This is a genomic window from Streptomyces sp. AA4 (genome assembly GCF_000158875.1).
Lineage (GTDB): Bacteria > Actinomycetota > Actinomycetes > Mycobacteriales > Pseudonocardiaceae > Amycolatopsis.
On record NZ_GG657746.1, the window covers coordinates 2,978,307 to 2,994,616 of the forward strand.

15 protein-coding genes are annotated in these 16,310 nt (G+C 70.0%); 8 read left to right on the top strand and 7 right to left on the bottom strand.

Annotation, left to right across the window (positions count from 1 at the left end):
* Positions 1-107: 107 nt before the first annotated feature.
* Together SSMG_RS13805 and SSMG_RS13810 are read left to right on the top strand one after the other, a co-directional pair.
* Positions 108-1,457, top strand: coding sequence for an aminotransferase class I/II-fold pyridoxal phosphate-dependent enzyme (locus SSMG_RS13805; RefSeq protein ID WP_009076699.1), 1,350 nt, complete (start codon positions 108-110; stop codon positions 1,455-1,457).
* On the top strand, positions 1,457-2,164 hold the full coding sequence (locus SSMG_RS13810) for a GNAT family N-acetyltransferase (RefSeq protein WP_009076700.1): 708 nt from the start codon (positions 1,457-1,459) through the stop codon (positions 2,162-2,164). The genes SSMG_RS13805 and SSMG_RS13810 overlap by 1 nt, the downstream gene beginning before the upstream one ends.
* A 46-nt stretch (positions 2,165-2,210) precedes the next feature.
* On the opposite strand, the gene SSMG_RS13815 is transcribed toward SSMG_RS13810, so the two are convergent.
* The 4 genes from SSMG_RS13815 to SSMG_RS13830 all read right to left on the bottom strand — a co-directional run bounded on the left by SSMG_RS13815 (position 2,211) and on the right by SSMG_RS13830 (position 6,340).
* Complete coding sequence (locus SSMG_RS13815) at positions 2,211-3,200, bottom strand: transporter substrate-binding domain-containing protein (protein ID WP_009076703.1); 990 nt, start codon at positions 3,198-3,200, stop codon at positions 2,211-2,213.
* Positions 3,197-3,982: an amino acid ABC transporter ATP-binding protein gene (locus SSMG_RS13820; protein ID WP_009076705.1), complete on the bottom strand. Its 786-nt coding sequence runs from the start codon at positions 3,980-3,982 to the stop codon at positions 3,197-3,199. The genes SSMG_RS13815 and SSMG_RS13820 overlap by 4 nt, the downstream gene beginning before the upstream one ends.
* Entirely contained in the window at positions 3,979-4,881 is a 903-nt protein-coding gene (locus SSMG_RS13825; protein ID WP_286157047.1) for an amino acid ABC transporter permease, read from the bottom strand. Before SSMG_RS13825 ends, SSMG_RS13820 begins: the two co-directional genes overlap by 4 nt.
* Positions 4,882-5,104: 223 nt before the next feature.
* Entirely contained in the window at positions 5,105-6,340 is a 1,236-nt protein-coding gene (locus tag SSMG_RS13830; protein WP_009076709.1) for an FAD-binding protein, read from the bottom strand.
* A gap of 65 nt (positions 6,341-6,405) precedes the next feature.
* Here SSMG_RS13830 and SSMG_RS13835 point away from each other — a divergent pair, with 65 nt between their 5' ends.
* The 6 genes from SSMG_RS13835 to SSMG_RS13860 all read left to right on the top strand — a co-directional run bounded on the left by SSMG_RS13835 (position 6,406) and on the right by SSMG_RS13860 (position 11,895).
* Complete coding sequence (locus SSMG_RS13835; RefSeq protein ID WP_009076711.1) at positions 6,406-7,263, top strand: NAD(+)/NADH kinase; 858 nt, start codon at positions 6,406-6,408, stop codon at positions 7,261-7,263.
* Positions 7,264-7,413: 150 nt separating this feature from the next.
* Positions 7,414-8,058, top strand: a complete 645-nt coding sequence (locus SSMG_RS13840) for a hypothetical protein (RefSeq protein ID WP_037713600.1) — start codon at positions 7,414-7,416, stop codon at positions 8,056-8,058.
* Positions 8,059-8,168: 110 nt separating this feature from the next.
* Positions 8,169-9,482, top strand: coding sequence for a M14 family zinc carboxypeptidase (locus SSMG_RS13845; protein ID WP_009076714.1), 1,314 nt, complete (start codon positions 8,169-8,171; stop codon positions 9,480-9,482).
* A 227-nt stretch (positions 9,483-9,709) separates the two neighbouring features.
* Positions 9,710-9,961: a hypothetical protein gene (locus SSMG_RS13850; protein WP_009076716.1), complete on the top strand. Its 252-nt coding sequence runs from the start codon at positions 9,710-9,712 to the stop codon at positions 9,959-9,961.
* 120 nt (positions 9,962-10,081) lie between these two features.
* Positions 10,082-11,440 carry an MFS transporter gene (locus tag SSMG_RS13855; protein ID WP_009076718.1) on the top strand — a complete coding sequence of 453 codons (1,359 nt, stop codon included), beginning with the start codon at positions 10,082-10,084 and terminating at the stop codon, positions 11,438-11,440.
* A complete protein-coding gene (locus SSMG_RS13860; RefSeq protein ID WP_009076720.1) occupies positions 11,437-11,895 on the top strand; it encodes a MarR family winged helix-turn-helix transcriptional regulator in 459 nt (152 codons plus the stop codon). The genes SSMG_RS13855 and SSMG_RS13860 overlap by 4 nt, the downstream gene beginning before the upstream one ends.
* A gap of 358 nt (positions 11,896-12,253) precedes the next feature.
* Here SSMG_RS13860 and SSMG_RS13865 read toward each other — a convergent pair whose 3' ends face one another.
* From SSMG_RS13865 to SSMG_RS13875, 3 genes are all read right to left on the bottom strand, one after another.
* Positions 12,254-13,111, bottom strand: a complete 858-nt coding sequence (locus tag SSMG_RS13865) for an LLM class flavin-dependent oxidoreductase (RefSeq protein WP_037717125.1) — start codon at positions 13,109-13,111, stop codon at positions 12,254-12,256.
* A 32-nt stretch (positions 13,112-13,143) separates the two neighbouring features.
* Positions 13,144-14,736, bottom strand: coding sequence for an amidohydrolase (locus SSMG_RS13870; protein WP_009076723.1), 1,593 nt, complete (start codon positions 14,734-14,736; stop codon positions 13,144-13,146).
* Positions 14,737-14,831: 95 nt separating this feature from the next.
* The gene (locus SSMG_RS13875) at positions 14,832-16,268 is read right to left on the bottom strand and encodes a cytosine permease (protein WP_050788176.1); all 1,437 of its coding nucleotides are present in this window, start codon (positions 16,266-16,268) and stop codon (positions 14,832-14,834) included.
* Positions 16,269-16,310: the final 42 nt, after the last annotated feature.

Genomic DNA, 16,310 nt, shown 5'->3' on the forward strand with positions numbered 1-16,310 from the left:
GGCGGGCCCGCCAGGATGTGAAACGCCTTTGCCGCGTCCCGTTGCCGCTCTAGCTTCTGATCGGGTCAGAGGTTTTCGGATTTCCGGGTGACGAGGGGAGCCGGTGCGTGGCCACGGGCGAACTCGCGACGACGACGCTGCCGGTCGGGGCAGGCTGGCTCGGGTCCCGCATCGGCGAGCGCACGGCGCGGGGCGTGGCCGGGACGGTGTCCGGCCTGATCCGCGACGGGGAGGTGCCGCCGGGCACGCGGCTGCCCACGGTGCGGGCGCTGGCCGCGGAGCTTTCGGTCAGTCCCACGACGATCGCGGAAGCGTGGTCGCAGCTGCGCGCGGCCGGGCTGATCGGCACCGGACGGCGGCGCGGCACGATAGTGCTGGAACCGCCGTCGAGCCCGCCGCCGGAGCGCGCGTTTTCCGGCTGGCAGACGGTCGACCTGGAACACGGCCTCCCGGATCCCGGGTTGCTGCCGCCGCTGGAGGACGCCGTCGCGGCGGGTGTCCACACGGAACGGTTCGGCGGTCCGGTCAAGAACTCGATCACGCCGCAGTTGCGCGCCGCGGTGAAGCCGACGTGGCCGTTCGCCGCCGAGTCCTGGACCGTCGCGGCCGGCGGGCAGGACGGGATGTTGCTGGCCTGCCAGGCGGTCGCGCGACCGGGCGACGTGATCGCGCTGGAAGCGCCGACCATGCCGTGGCTGCGCGAGCTGCTGCGCCGGTCGCGGATCCACGTGGTGCCGGTGCGGTGCGACGAGAACGGGCCGTTGCCGTCCTCGCTGGCCGCGGCATTGGAACATCGGCCGGTCGCGTTTGTCTATCAGCCGCGCGCGCAGTCGCCGCTCGGGCATTCGGTTCCGGCGGACCGGCTCGCGGAACTCGCCGCCGTACTGTCCGAAGAGGACACCGCGGTGATCGAGGACGACGACTTCGGGCCGCTGGCTTCGGCTCCTTCGCTGAGCCTCGGCACGCGCTTGCCCGGCCGGGTGTTGCTGGTGCGGTCGTATTGCACGGCGTTCGGGCTGGAACTGCGGAGCTGCGTGATCGGCGGTTCGGCGGTGCTGGTGGAGCGGGTGCGGCAGCAGCGCGGGCCGGGGTCGGTGTGGTCGAGCCGGATTCTTCAGGACGCGCAGGCGTTTCTGCTCACCGATCCCGGCAGTGCGGAACTGCTGAACCGGGCGCGGCACCGGTACGCGCACCGGCGGACCGCGTTGACGGAAGCCTTGCGGGAGCACGGGATCTCGGTGCGGGCGCGGGACGGGTTGACGTTGTGGGTGCCGGTCCCGGAGGAGTCGCGGACGTTGATGACGCTGGCCGCCAATGGAGTTTCCGCCGGATCCGGCACGCGGGCGGGCAACCCGGGGACGCCGCATATTCGCGTGGCGACCGGGCAGCTGCCGGACGACCCGGCGTTGGTGGCCGATCTGGCCCGGATGATCGCCCGGGCGGCCCGGCGGCCTTGATGTCTGATGTGGACAGTTCGGTTTTGGACAATGCGGCGTGGTCTTCGCTGACTGGTCCGCACGCTGGGTTCGCCGAGCGGGCCGGGCAAGCCGTGCGCTATCCGGTCGACGTTTCGGTCTTTATGGCGGTGCCCGACGAACCGTCCGCGACGGTGTGGGACGACGTTGCCGCGCTCGCCGGTCCGGGTGCGGTGGTGCCGGTCTTCGCGCAGGCTGGTCCTCCTCCGGCGGGCTGGGAGCTGCTGGAGGAGATGGCCGGGGTCCAGCTGGTGGACGCCGGGGTCGACGCCGCGCCCGACCCGGAGGCGGTTCGGCTGACGGTGGCGGACGTGCCGGAGATGCTGGACCTGATCGCCCGGACGAAACCCGGCCCGTTCTTGCCGCGCACTGTGCTGCTCGGGACCTATCTCGGCATCCGGCACCAGGGTGCGCTGGTCGCGATGGCGGGGGAGCGGCTGCACCCGCCGGGGTGGACGGAGATCAGCGCGGTGTGCACGGATCCGGCCTACCGCGATCGCGGCCTGGCCGGACGGTTGGTGCGCGCGGTGGCCGCGGGCATTCGCGATCGGGGCGAGACACCGTTCATGCACGCGGCGGCGGCGAATGCGAATGCGATCCGGCGGTATGAGGGGATGGGCTTCCGGCTGAGGCGGAGGACGGCGTTCGGCCGGGTGCGCATTCCGGAGGACTGGCGGGCGGCGGCTTAACCTGGCGAGTGCCGGTGCCGGTTCTCACCGGCACCGGCACGCACGTTCAGGAATCGCTCAGCGGAAGACCCGGCGGATTGATGTCCGCCTTCTTCACCGCTTCGTTCTCCAGTCCGTACGCGGCAAGCCATTTCGCGTACTGGCCGTGCTGGATCAGGTAATCGATCGCCGCGGCCACCGGTTTCACGAGACCGTTGTCCTTCTTCGTCGTCGCGGCGATCAGCCCTTGCAGCGTGGCTCCGGCACCGGAGTACTTGCCCGCGCTGCGGGTCGGGTTCGGAGTTTTCGCCGTTTGCGCGACGTGGTAGGCGATGCCCGGGTTCGGCGCGAAGTACGCGTCGATCCGGCCGGACGCCAGCGCCAGGTACGTGCTGTTCTTGTCCGCGAAATTGCGCACGTCGAGCTTCTTGCCCTCGGCGGTCAGCTTCCGCTGCCATTCCCGGAGGATTTTCTCCTGGTTGGTCCCGCTGTCGACGGCCACCGTTTTGCCCGCCAGCACCTCGTAATCCCCGGCGAAGTTCCACGCGCTCGCGCGGTTCGTCTCGAAACCGAGGTTGTCCTCGCGATAGGCGGCGAAATCGAAGCCCTGCTGTTTGCGCTGTTCGGTCACCGTGATGTTCGAGAACCCGGCGTCGAACTGGCCGCTTTGCAGGCGGACGAACAGGTTCTGCCACGAAGCGTTCTGCACGTCCGGTTCGAGGCCCAGCACCGCGGCGACGAGGCGGCCGAGGTCGGGTTCGGCTCCGGTCAGGGTGCGCTGGTCGGCGCCGACGTAGGCCAGCGGCGGGAATCCGGACGGCAGCGCGCCGACGCCGATCGTCAGCTTGCCCCGGTCGAGAAACTTCTTCGGCAATTGCGCGCGGATCTCGGCGACGACGGGGACGGTCAGCGAAACCGGGTGCGCGTCCGCGGTGTTCGCGGCGACGGAAATGGTCTGTGACCCGTTCGCGCTGGTCGACGCTTGGGTGGCACCGCCGCATGCGCCCGCGAGGAGCGCGACTGCGGCGACGAAGGGCAAGAGCTTGCGGGTTTTCATGCGTTCTCCACGGTTTCGAGGCGGGCGACCTTCCCGAGGAAGGCTCGGGTCCGGTCGTGGCGGGGGCGGTCGAGGACGGCCGACGGCGGTCCTTCTTCGATGACCCGGCCCTCGTCGAGGAACACGACGTGGTCGGCGATCTCGCGGGCGAACCCGATCTCGTGCGTCACCACGATCATCGTCGTGCCGGAACTGGCCAGTTCCCGGATCACCGCCAGCACTTCGCCGACCAGTTCCGGGTCGAGCGCGGACGTCGGCTCGTCCAGCAGGATCAGCCGCGGTTCGAGCGCGAGCGCCCGGGCAATGGCGACGCGCTGCTGCTGGCCGCCGGACAGTTGCCGCGGGTACGCGCCGGCCTTGTCTTCGAGACCGACGCGGGCGAGCAATTCCCTCGCCCGTGTCTCCGCCTCGGCACGCGACAGCCGTTGCGTCACGATCGGCGCTTCCACGACGTTGTCGAGAATGGTGAGATGCGGGAAGAGGTTGAAATTCTGGAAGACGAAACCGATCCGGGACCGCTGCCGCAGAATGGCGCGTTCGCTCAGTTCCTTGAACCGGTCGCCGTGCACGCGCACGCCGACGAGTTCGCCGTCGATGCTGACGTAGCCGCTGTCAAGGCGTTCCAGATGGTTGATGGTGCGCAACAAAGTCGATTTGCCGGAACCGGACGGACCCAGCACCACGGTCACCTGCCCGCCGGGCGCGATGAGGTCGATGCCGTCGAGCACGCGGATTCCGTCGTAGGTCTTGACTGCGCTGCGGACGCGGACCTCGGCGCTCATCGGACCACCCCCAGCGTGCGCAATCGGCCGCGGAACCGCTGGAACGGCGTCGGCGGAACGGTGCGCAACGCGCCGCGGGAGAAGAAGCGTTCGACGTAATACTGGATCACCGACAGGACGCTGGTGAGAATGATGTACCAGACCGTGCCGACGAGCAGCAGCGGAATGATCTGCCCGCTGTTGGTGCTGGCCTGCGTTTCGACCACGCCGAACAGTTCCAGCAGTGACGTGATGTAGACGACCGAAGTGCCCTTGAGCAGACCGATCAGCTGGTTCGCGTAGGCGGGCACGATCGCGCGGGTGGCCTGCGGCAGGATGATCCGCCGGTATTGCCGGGAACGCGGAAGCCCCAGCGCGGCCGCCGCTTCGAGCTGTCCTTGGTCCACCGAGAGCACCCCGGCACGCACGATTTCCGCGGCGTACGCGGCTTCGTTCAAGCTCAGGCCGAGCACCGCGACGACGAAGAAGCTCAGCACGTCGGTGGCGCTGAAGCTGAAGAACGACGGGCCGAACGGGATGCCGAGGCTCAGCGTGCTGTACAGCGCGGTCACGTTGGCGAGGAACAGCAGCAAAACGATCAACGGAATCGAGCGGAAGATCCACACGTAGGCCCACGAAACCGCTTGGAGAAGCGGGTTTTTCGAAAGCCGGAGCAACGCCAGCACAATGCCGCCGACGAGCCCGAACACCGCGGCGAGGCCGGTCAGCTCAAGGGTGAGCAGCAGTCCGTCGAGGACCACCGGACGGAAGAACCAGTAGCCGAAAACGTCCCATTGGAAGACCGGATTGGTGATCAGCGCGTGCGCCAATTGGGCGAGCAGCACGAGCACGACCGCCGCCGCGACCCAGCGCCCGGGACGGCGCAACGGGGCGACTTTCTTCGCGGCCAGCTCGCGCAGCCGCGCTTCGCCGGGCGGCTCGGGACCTGCGGACGGCGCCGGCACGGCGCGCAGCGTCGGAGGAGAACTCACAGTGGCTCCAGGGGATCGCGGAGAGGGCGATGGCCACTGTGACCCGCTGGGTTCCCGGCTGTCGAGTGTCCTCTTGGGACTCCCACATGGTGAGCGCGTTGGTACGGAAGGAGGTTTTGTACCGGCTTTGTTACGGACAGTCCACTGTGGACTAGCGGAGCAGGTGCCGGTCCAGGAACGGATTCCGGAACTTCCCGGCCGGATCCAGTTCGGCCGCCAGCTCCCGGAACTGCCGCACCCCCTGGTGGTCCAGGTCCAGAGCCGCGCCGTGGAACAGCTTCCCCCAGTGCGCACGAACCCCGAACGGAGCCAGCTTCTCCTCGATCAGCGGCAGCACCGCCTCGACCTCGGGCTGCCGCTGCTGCCAGGTGAAGTGCGCCGCCACCCGGTCGCCGCCGTATGCCGGGCTCAGCCAGTGCTCGTCACCGGCGACGGTGCGGATTTCCGACACCACCAGCAGCGGCGCGATCCGGTCGCCGATGCTGCGCAACGCCTCGAACGCCGCGGCCGCGTGAGCGCGCGGCACGAAGTACTCGCTCTGCAATTCCGCTCCGACGCTCGGCGCGAATTCCAGGCGGAAATGCGGCAATCGGGCGTACCACGGTCCGGGAACTCCGCCCTGCACGGTGGTGTTTTCCGCCGAAATGCCCGCTGCGTGGGCGGGGTGGCGCGGACCGTCGGCGGGAAGCGCGCCGAACAGCGAGCCGGGGATCTCCGCCGGGACGCGGTTCTTGAGCAGCACCTGGTCGACCACGTCGCGCGCCCAGTTCGTGAACAGGCTGACGCTGTAGCCCGCGGCTTGGATTTCGCCGAAGTGCTCCAGCGCGGCCGACCACGGGAGGGCGTCGAAAACGTCTTGGCGGACCGAGAAGGTCGGCTCCAGGTCGAGAGTGAGCCGGGTGAGGACGCCGAGAGCGCCGACGTTCACCACCACTCCGGGGAACTCAGCGTCGGCGCGGGAGAAGGTGCGCAGGGAGCCGTCGGCGGTGAGGAGTTCGACCGCGGATACTGCCGAGGCCAGGCCGGGCAGGCGCTGTCCGGAGCCGTGCGTGCCGGTGGCGACGCTTCCGGCGACGGTGATGTGGGGGAGTGATGCCAGGTTGGCCAGCGCGTACCCGGCTTCGTGGACCTGCGCGACCACGTCGCCGTAGCGGGTCGCGCCGCCGATCGTGAGCGTCGCGCCGTTGATTTCCGGCGCGATGCCGAGCGCCGAGAGATCGAGCTGGACGCCGTCCGGGCTGTCGGCGACCGTGGTGAAGCTGTGCCGGCTGCCGAGGGCTTTGACCCGGTTCGCGCTGGCGACGACGTCGCGCGCTTCGGAAAGAGTGCGCGGGGTGACGACCTCGCGCGCCCGGTAGGTGAGATTGCCCGCCCAGTTTTCGATCACGAGCGCCGAGCCTAACCGGCCCGGGCGCGGCAGACTGGGGACAGGCCGAGGCGAGGAGACCCGACATGCATTCCGCTGGACTCGTGCTGCACCCGCGCCGCGATTCGAAAGCCGCCGTCGACGCGGTGCTCGGCTGGGCCGCCGGGCGCGGGATCGAGATCCTCGGCATCGTCGACGAGATCGCCCGCGTCGATTGCGCGGCGACCGGGGTGCCGCCCGCTGAGCTGGGCAAACGGTCGGATTTGCTGGTCAGCCTCGGCGGCGACGGCACCATGCTGCGCGCGATGCGGCTCGCCGACGGGCAGCACGCGCCGGTGCTCGGCGTCAACCTCGGGAAGCTCGGTTTCCTCGCCGAGGTCGACGTGCCGGACCTGCCGCTGGCGCTGTCCGCGATCGACCGCGAGGAGTTCACCGTCGAGCCGCGGCTGGCGGTGGACGCGCGCTTCGGCGGCCGGATCGAGACCGCGTTCAACGACGTCGCGGTGGTGCGCGTGCCCGGGGACGGCAGTGCGGTGGTCGCGGTGCTGGTGAACGGCGAACAGTTCGTGAGCTACGCCGCGGACGCCGTCGTGGTCGCCACGCCGACCGGCTCCACCGCGTACAGCTTCTCCGCAGGAGGGCCGATCACGAGCCCGGCGGTGGAAGCGCTGCTGGTCACGCCCGCCGCGCCGCACTCGGCGTACAGCCGCGGCGTCGTGCTGTCGGTGCACGACACCGTGACGCTGGAGGTGCTGCCGTCGAGCGGGCGGCTCGCGGTGGAGGTCGACGGCCAGGTGGCGGGGTATGTCGGGCCGGGCGAAACGATCGACCTGCACGCCCGGCCGAACGCGGCCCGCGTGGTCCGGCTCGGCATGACGACCTTCTACCAGCGCGCCCGGCGCAAGCTGCGGCTCACCGATTCGGCGGAGATCCCGCTGTCCTGAGCAGGTCGCGCGTTCGCCTGGTAATCGCGCCCTGACCTGCGGTTAGGCTGTTCGGGCTGTGCCCGCTGTCACTTGTCGGTGACATTGCCGTGTCCTGTTCGTAATGTCGTGGCGGCTTTGCGGACCCGAACGAGGAGATGGTGGTGCGAGGTGTCCGGTAGACATCGGGACGGATCGAAATCGTGGCGGCTGCCGACCGCGGCGGGGGCGCTGGCGGTCGGCGCGCTGGCGGTGCCGGTGTGGCTGACCGCCGGTTCGGTCGAACCGCAGCAGTTCCCGGCCGCGGCCGCGGAGATGCACGCGTTCAGCGCGCCGCGGCCGTCGAGCACCGTTCCGTCGACCACTTCGACGCCGCCCACGACGTCTTCCAGTGCGGTGCCGACGCCTTCTTCGGCCAGTAAAACGACTTCTCGCACTCCGGAAACCCCGACGGCGAAAGCGTGTTCGTCCACTTTGGCCGGTGCGCAGCCCGCGGTGGCCCAGGCGGGCAATTTCCTCAAGCAGAAGTTTTCGGTGGATACGGTCGGCGGACGGGCCGGACGGTCCGGCGCGAGCGACCATCCGGCCGGTCTCGCGCTGGACTTCATGGTCGACACGAAGACCGGAAGTGCTTTGGCGGCTTATGTTCTCGCGCACCAGGACGAGCTGGGCGCGAAATACGTGATCTGGCAGCAGCGCTACAACGACGGCAGCGGCTGGTCGGCGATGGAGGACCGCGGCGGCGAGACCGCGAACCACTACGACCACGTCCACGTTTCGTTCGAGCGCGGCGCGAAGGTTTCGGTCACCTGCTGACACCCGACTTTCGGAGGTGGGCCGGATTCGTCCCGAAGGGCACACTGTGCGCTGCCGAGTGGTCACCGTCCGCGCGTGGTGACCTTTCCTTCGCTGCGTGAGGAGCTCCGATGGCGGGCAAGTTCTCGATCCGGCTCACTCTCAGCGTCGTCGGAGTGCTGGCCGCACTCGGCGGCACGACGACCGCCACCGCCGCCGCGGCACCGGACGATCCGGTTTCGTGGCGCGTACCCGCGACGCCCGCCGAGGCGGCTTCCTTGGCGCGCGCCGGGTTCGACGTCGCCGGGACCAGTCCCGGCGTGGCCTACGTGATCGGCAACCAGGCGGTCGCCGGGCAATTGCGGCACCGCGGCTACTCGCCGGAATTCTTCGACACTGTCTACAAGGGAGTGTCGACGCGGGCTGCGGCCGACACGTTCTACGGCGGCTATCGCACCGTGGCGGCGCAGGAAGCACATCTCGCGAAAGTCGCCGCGGCGCATCCGGATCTCGCGACGGAGTACACGCTCGGCCAGTCGTGGCGGAAGACCCAGGGCAAGGGCGGCCACGACATCAAGGCGATCTGCCTGACCAAGAAACAGGACGGCGACTGCACGCTGTCCGCGAAGTCTCCGAAGCCGAAATTCGTGCTGATGGCGCAGATTCACGCGCGGGAGATCTCGACCGGAGAACTCGCCTGGCGCTGGATCGACTACCTCGCCGACGGATACGGCACCGACGCCACCGCCAAGTCCATTTTGGACACCACCGAGGTCTGGGTGGTGCCGATCTCGAACCCGGACGGCGTCGACATCGTCGCGTCCGGCGGGAATTCGCCGAAACTGCAGCGCAAGAACGCGAACACCAGCCGGGGCAATTGCAGCGGGACGAACATCGGCATCGACCTGAACCGCAACTCGTCCTTCCATTGGGGCGCGGACTCGAACTCGCCGTGCGCGGAGACGTACCAGGGCACGGATGCCGCGTCGGAACCGGAAGTGCAGGCGCTGGAGCAGTTTTTCCGCGCGATCTACCCGGAACAGCGCGGCAGCGACGACAACGACCCGGCTCCGGACACCGCGCGCGGCACGATGATCACGCTGCACAGCTACGGGAACGACATCATTGTCCCGTGGGGCTTCACGTCGGACCCCGCGCCGAATGACGCCGCGCTGCGGAAGCTGGGGGAGAAGTTCAGCGCTTCGAACGGGTATCTGGTGGGGACGAACACGGAAACCGTGGGTTATTCGACGAGCGGCACGACGGACGACTTCACGTACGGCGCACTGGGAGTCGCGAGCTTCACGTTCGAGGTCGGCGGGCAAAGCGGCAGCTGCGGCGGGTTCTTGCCGCGGTATTCGTGCGTGGACAGCACGTTCTGGCCGAAGAACAAGGGCGCGCTGATCACGGCGGCCCAGTCGGCGGCGGCTCCGTATCAGCAGTGAGGTGCGGTTGAGGGCGGTGCACTCAGGGCGGTGACGCCTGGGTGCACCGTAGCGTGTGCGGAGTTGACGACATGCGCTGAGCGATCGACGGCTATCTGCCTCGCATCCAGGCCATCTTCGGCCGTTGAGGCCGCCTTGAGCCGGACACAGTGACGGGCGGTCGCAGTCGCTGCTCGACCTATACGCGTTCATCAGGGGAGCCAGCCTCGCGAACCTGCACAACGCCTATGCACCGCTCCGACACTCTCGCCTGGGCACCCGAAGTCGCCGCTGAGCGGCTGGCAGTCTTCGCCTCGGACGGCGGCGGGCGCGGCGTCGCGAACCAGGTCTACGACGGCTCGATCGAGTCGATCAGGCCGGGCGAGATCGCGAAGGACATCCCGGATTTCCTGGACCGGTTGCTGCGCATCGCCCAAGCCTTCAGCAGCGAAGACGAGGAAGAACTCCCCGTCAGGTCAAGCGTCGTCACCTTCGCTTAACTCGGCAGGCGACCTATCTCACCCCTCCGCTCAGGTAAACGTCACCATCCCGGGGCTGCCATATGTACGTACATCCCGTACAGTAGTTCTGTAACAGAACTAATCGACCGGGAGGCGGCAGTGACGATCGGCCTGGAGCGGGCTCGTCCGGCGGCGGTGCGGGAGCATCCGAAGGCTGGGTGGTTCGCGGTCGGCGCGGTGTGTTTCGGGGCCTTCATGGGGCAGCTCGACGCCAGCATCGTCACGCTCACCTTTCCCGCGCTGCAGCGCGAGTACGGGGCTCCGCTGGCCGCCGTGCAGTGGGTGTCGTTGGCATATCTGCTCGCGCTCGTGGGATTGCTGGCCGCGGTCGGACGGGTGGCCGATGCGGTCGGGCGGAAGCTCACGTACGTGCAGGGGTTCGGCGTGTTCACCGTCGCGTCCGTCGCGTGCGGGCTGGCGCCGACGCTGGGGTGGCTGGTCGCGTTCCGGGTCGTGCAGGCGATCGGGGCAGCGATGTTGCAGGCCAACAGCGTCGCGCTGGTCGTGCGCAGCGTGCGCGAGGACCGGGCGCGCGCCGCGCTCGGGGTGCAGGCGGCGGCGCAGGCCTTGGGGCTCGCGCTTGGGCCCGCGGTGGGTGGATTGCTGGTCGACACTGTCGGCTGGCGGTGGGTCTTTCTCGTCAACGCGCCGGTCGGGCTGGCCGGGCTGATCGCCGGACGCTACCTGCTGCCGCGTACTCGCGAGCGCACACCGCTGGGCCGGTTCGACGGCGCTGGCGTCGGACTCCTCGCGACCGCCTCGACGGCGTTGCTGCTGGTGATCTCCGGGGTGTCCGGCCTGGACATGCCGACGTGGCTGCTGGTCGCGCTGGCCGGGGCGACGGTCTGCGCGGCGATCGGGTTCGTGCTGCGGGAAAAGGCGGCGAGCAGCCCGATCCTGCAGCTGTCGGTGCTGCGGCCGCCGGTGGTGTCGCTGGGGCTGGCCGGGGCGCTGTGCGGATACCTCGTGCTGTTCGGGCCGCTGACGTTGCTGCCGCAGGTCCTCGGCACGGCGGGCGGGACCGGCGCGGTGCTGACGTGTCTTCCCGCCGGGTTCGCGGTGGCCGCGGTGCTGGCCGACCGAGTGCTGCCGAAGCGGCTCGGCTCCCGCGGGCGCACCGTGCTGGGCGCGCTCGTCGCGGCGGCCGGATGCGCGGCGCTGGGGCCGGCGTCCGCTCCTTGGGAGGTGGGCGTGTCGCTGGTGGTGGCCGGGCTCGGTCTGGGAGTGTTCATTCCAGCCAACAACTCGGCTGTCATGAGCGCGATCCCGGCGCGGATGTCGGCCACCGGAGGAGGACTGGTGAACATGGCGCGCGGACTGGGGACGGCGCTCGGCGTGGCGCTGGTGACACTGTGCCTGCACACCGGCGGGGAACCGGCCGCGCTGGCGGTGCTGGCCGGAGCGGGCGTACTGGCCGCGGCGACCGGGCTGGCCGCACGCCCGGAGCGGGCCCGGTGACCGCGCCCGAACCCGCCCTCGCCGACGTCGTCGCCCGCCTCCGCCGCGCCATGCGGCGGGCCGCGCGCACCGCCGACCCGGACAACACGTTGTCGGTCGCGCAGCTGGAACTGCTGTCCTGCCTCTTCGAAAACCCGGGCGCGCGGCCGAGCCGGATCGCGCAGCTGCTGAAGCTCGCGCCGAATTCCGTGACGACGATGGTGACGGGGCTCCGTTCGCGGGACCTGGTCACCCGCACGAGCGGCGGGGACGACCGCCGGACGGTGGCGCTCGAACTCACCGACACCGGCCGCGCCGCGGTCGAGCGCTGGCAGGGCCACAACGCCGCGATCCTGGCCGCGGCGCTGGACGGGGTGCACCCGGCGTGGCGGCATCTGATCGCGGCCGCGGTGCCCGCGCTGAACGAGCTGGTGGGGGCGATCGACGCGCTGGCGGAGTCGGGGCAGGCACACTGACGCCGCCGGGGTTTCGGTTGGTCAGGCCTGCGGTGATCCGGTTTGTGAAGGTGCGGGGCGGCATTCGATCGCGGCGGCGCTGACGAGTAGCCATGGTCGGTCGCGCTGTGTGCCGGGCTGAGGGGGGGTCCAGCTCTGCGATGTTGGATCTCGGGCGGGTGCCTGATCGGCGATGGTCTGACATTGCGGCGTTGGCGGGCGTTCGATCGAGGCCGCGTGCTTAGTCAGTCGTGGTCGGTCGCGCTGAACCAGCGAGTGCAGCCAGGCCAGCAACAGTCCGCCAGCCGTCGAGCGATGGCCCGCGCACCGCAACGTGGAATCCGGGCACCATCCGGCCACGATCACAGCCAGGGCAGGTCTAAAGAACAGGCGGCCCGGCCTCCACCCGCCGCAGTACGGGCTCCAGCTTGTCCTCGTCCGCGCTCCCGAACGGCAGGCTCTCCTCCCACCACGTCACCCCGGCCTCGGCCAGCGGTGCGACCAGGCTGCGCGCCTTCGCCGGGTCGTTCGGGCTCGTTCCGCCGACCACCACGTCGAAGGGGGCGTCCGCGGTCCGCTGGCTCCGGATGTACGCGATGAGGTCGCGCACCTCGGCGAGTTCCGGCAAACCCGTGGGACCGGCGGATTCGAAGATCGGCACCACCCCGTCCCAGCGGGCCGCGCGGCGCATCGGGCGACGGTTGGGCCATCGGCCCGCCACCCAGACCGGCGGGCGCGGGCGTTGCACCGGCGCGGGCAGCAGCGTGATGTCGCGCGCGGTGAAGTGCTTGCCGGAGAACGTCACCGGTTCGCCGGTCCAGAAGCGGGCGATCAGGTCGACGCCCTCGTCCAGCTTCTCGGCGATCGCCTTCGGATCGGCGGATTCGCCGAAGTCCGCGTACTCCGCGTCGAGCGGCGCGCCCAGCCCGACGCCGAACACCACCCGGCCGCCGGACAGATTGTCCAAAGTGGACACCAGACGCGCCAGTTGCTGCGGGCGGCGGCGCGCGACGGGCGTGACCATCGGGCCCAGCCGGACCCGGCTGGTGGCCAGTGCCGCCGCGGCCAGCAGAATCCACGGATCGCCGAAGGGGCGGCCGGGACGTTTGTCCAGCACCACGTGGTCCCAGACGAACAGGCCGTCCCAGCCCGCCTCTTCCGCCGCCGAGGCGACCTTGGCGACCGCGCGCGGGTCGGCGAAGTCGCCGAAGTTGGGGATGCAGACCGAAAACCGCATGATCACCACCCTGCCCAACCCCGGCGGACGCGTCAAACGGATTTGCCTGCCACGAAAGTCTGGCGCACCCGCGCCCGCAGCAGCGCGTCCGGTGCTTCGGCGAACGGATCGACGTCCAGCACGACGAAATCCGCCGCCAAGCCCGGCGCGAGCTGTCCGGTCAGACCGTCCCATCGGCACGCGTACGCGGCGTCGCGAGTGCCGTGGGCGAGGGCTTCGGCCAAGGGCAGGGCGTATTCCGGCAGGTTGGGTTCCAATTCGGGGTTCAGGGCGGACCGGCGGGTCGTCGCGATGAACATGTTCGGCAGCGGCGGATGCGGCGCGGTCGGGGCGTCGGAGCCGAACGCGAGGACGGCGCCCGCCGCGGTCATTTCCGGCCACGGGTAGCCGCGCTGTACGCGGTCGTCGCCCAGCATCGCGCGCCAGTTGTCCTGGATCGCCGGGTCCGCGTGCACCGGCTGCATCGACGCGACAGCACCGAGTTTCGCCAGCCGCTTGACGTTCTCCGGGGTCACGGTCTCCAGGTGTTCGAGACGATGCCGCCGATCGCGCGGACCGTTGACCTCGATCGCGTGCTCCAGCGCCGACAGCGCGATGTCCGACGCTTCGTCGCCGATGGCGTGCATCGCGACCTGCAAACCGGCCGCGTCCGCCGCCGCGACGACTGGGGCCAGTGCGTCCAACGGCCACAACGGTCCGGGGTGGCTGCCGTCCGCGAAGGGCTTTTTCATGGCCGCAGTACAGGTGTCGATGACTCCGTCGACCATCACTTTGATCCCGGCCACCCGCAGCCACGGCCCGGACAGCCGTGCGCTCAACTCCGCCGCGCGCTCGACCTGGCGGAGGTCGTCCTCGGTGTTTCCGGTGCGCTCGATCAGCCAGTGCGCGGCGACGCGCAAGGGAAGCCGACCGTGGTCGAGAGCCCGTTCCAGTGCGGCGAGATCGGTCTCGGTGAGCGCCATGTCGACCGCAGTGGTGACGCCGTCCGCGAGGTAGTGCGTGAACGCGGAGGCCAGTGCGCGGTCACGGTCGGTATCGCTGGTCTGATCCTCGAGGAAGTGGCGCATCAGTTGCAGCGCAGCGGTTTCGTAGAGCATGCCGTCCGGTTCGCCGGAAGCGTCGCGGCCGATCCGCCCGTCGAGCGGGTCGGGGGTGTCGCGGTCGATGCCCAGTTCGCGCAGCGCGGCGCTGTTCACCCACGCCGAGTGGAGGTCGTTCGCGGCGAGATACACCGGACGCTCCGGGACCGCCGCGTCGATCAGCTGCCGGTGCGGTGCTTGGCCGCCGAGTGCGTCGAAAAGCCAGCTGCGGCCCAGGATTCGCGGCGCGGACGGATCGTCTGCCGCGGCGCGCGCGAGCCGGTGCTGGAGGTCTTCGGGCGAGGTTGCGGAGAACAGGTCGACCTGCTCCAGGGCTTCGCCCATCGAGACCAGGTGGGTGTGCGCGTCGACGAAACCGGGGAGCACGAAGGCTCCGTCCAGTTCGACCGCTCGCGCGTCGAGCCGGTCGGCCTCCGCGGTGCTGCCGACGTATTCGATGGTTTCGCCGCGGACGACCATGGATTCCGCCCAGCCGGACGGGCTCGCGGTGAAGATCCGGCCGCCGCGGTAGTGCACCGGGGTCATCGGGTCACCACCGGTTCGGCCAGGCCGCGCTTTTCGCGGGCGGCGGCGTCGGGCTCGTTGACTATGAGATGCATGCTTGTTCCTTGCGATCGAGGTCAGGCAGTGGCGCGGGGACGGCCGGTGAGTACGTAGACGCCGGCAGCGAGCAGCATTCCCGCCGGCAGCGAGAAGTCGATTCCGCCCGCTGCGCCGGCGACGAACCCGGTGTACATCCCGGGTACGGCGAGACAGGACGCGGAAGCTGTCGCGCCGAGGACGAGGGCGGCGATTCCGGGCCAGTGCACGCCGCCGACGTACCAGAACGGGCCGCCGCGGCGTTCGTCGGCGAGTGCGTGCCCGTCGTAGCGGTTGCGGCGCAGCAGAAGATCCGTCACGTAGATCGCCATCATCGGGGCGAGCACGACGACCATCAGCTGCATCATGTCGTTGACTGCCTTGAGAAAGTCCGACACGAGCAGGGCGTACAGGGTGAGCAGGACCCCGGCGGTGCCGTCCAGCAGAACGCTGCGGGAGCGGCGCAGGCGGACGCCGATCGCCTGCAGCGCGAGGCCCGAGCTGTACACGGTCATCGCGTTGTTGGCGATCGCGCCGAGGATGACCGCGACGAGGAAGATCGGCGTAAACCACGGCGGCAGAACGGATTCCAGCGCGGCTTGCGGATCGCTCATGTCCAAAGTGGTCGCCGCGAACGCGCCGAGTGCGGTGAACACGATGCTCGGCAGGAACGCTCCAGCGGTGGTCCAGGCGGCGACGGCGAACGGTTTGGTGTCGCGCGGCAGATAGCGCGCGAAGTCCGCACTGTTGTTGTAGGACAGGGAAGCCGACGCGACCAGCGCTACGCCACCGGCCAGCGCCGCCCACAGCGCGACTCCGTGCAGCGGTGCCGGGGGCTGGTAGCTCCATGCGGTGTGCCGGATCAGGAATCCGCCCAGCACCAGGAAAACCGCGGTCGTCACGATGGCCAGCGGAAGGTACAGGCGCACGATCACGGAGTGGCCGTAGACGCTGATCACCAGCGTCGCGGCGGCGATCGCGACGATCACGAGGACCTTGCCCAGGGTGTTCAGCCCGATGCCGAGCCGCGCGCACAGGCTGAAGGCGGTCACCGAGGCCGCGGACCAGCTCAGCGCCACGTAGCAGACCGAAACGAGCCAGCCGTTCAGGCCGATCACGAACCGGTTGCCGCGCGTGCCGAACATGGCCCGCATGATGACCTCGCTCGGCGCGCCCGCCGCCGGGCCGCTGACCGCGACGAGGCCGACCAGCGCCCAGAACAGGTTGCCCACGACGATCACCGCGAGCGCCTGCGGCAGGCTCAATCCGCTGAGCACCAGCGCGCCGCCGACGACCAGGCTGAGGTAGCTGACGCTGGGCGCCGCCCACACCCCGAACAGGTCGCGGGCGCGGCCGTGCCGTTCGTGGTCGCCGATGACGTCGATGCCGTGGGCTTCCACGCGGGGGCCGCGCCCGGGCCGGGCAGGGGGCGGCGCGGACGTGCCGGGCGACACGGGCGGGGTGGCGGGAGCGGTCATGGCGTACCTCCGGACCGGGGAAGCGACTCGGGCCACGGTAAG

What these genes read in the sequence shown, in the direction of transcription:
- SSMG_RS13810 (WP_009076700.1), top strand. Translation starts at nt 1,457, where the DNA reads ATGTCTGATGTGGACAGTTCGGTTTTGGACAATGCGGCGTGGTCTTCG.
- SSMG_RS13835 (WP_009076711.1), top strand. Translation starts at nt 6,406, where the DNA reads ATGCATTCCGCTGGACTCGTGCTGCACCCGCGCCGCGATTCGAAAGCC.
- SSMG_RS13875 (WP_050788176.1), bottom strand. Translation starts at nt 16,268, where the DNA reads ATGACCGCTCCCGCCACCCCGCCCGTGTCGCCCGGCACGTCCGCGCCG.
- SSMG_RS13865 (WP_037717125.1), bottom strand. Translation starts at nt 13,111, where the DNA reads ATGCGGTTTTCGGTCTGCATCCCCAACTTCGGCGACTTCGCCGACCCG.
- SSMG_RS13850 (WP_009076716.1), top strand. Translation starts at nt 9,710, where the DNA reads ATGCACCGCTCCGACACTCTCGCCTGGGCACCCGAAGTCGCCGCTGAG.
- SSMG_RS13815 (WP_009076703.1), bottom strand. Translation starts at nt 3,200, where the DNA reads ATGAAAACCCGCAAGCTCTTGCCCTTCGTCGCCGCAGTCGCGCTCCTC.
- SSMG_RS13845 (WP_009076714.1), top strand. Translation starts at nt 8,169, where the DNA reads ATGGCGGGCAAGTTCTCGATCCGGCTCACTCTCAGCGTCGTCGGAGTG.
- SSMG_RS13870 (WP_009076723.1), bottom strand. Translation starts at nt 14,736, where the DNA reads ATGACCCCGGTGCACTACCGCGGCGGCCGGATCTTCACCGCGAGCCCG.
- SSMG_RS13820 (WP_009076705.1), bottom strand. Translation starts at nt 3,982, where the DNA reads ATGAGCGCCGAGGTCCGCGTCCGCAGCGCAGTCAAGACCTACGACGGA.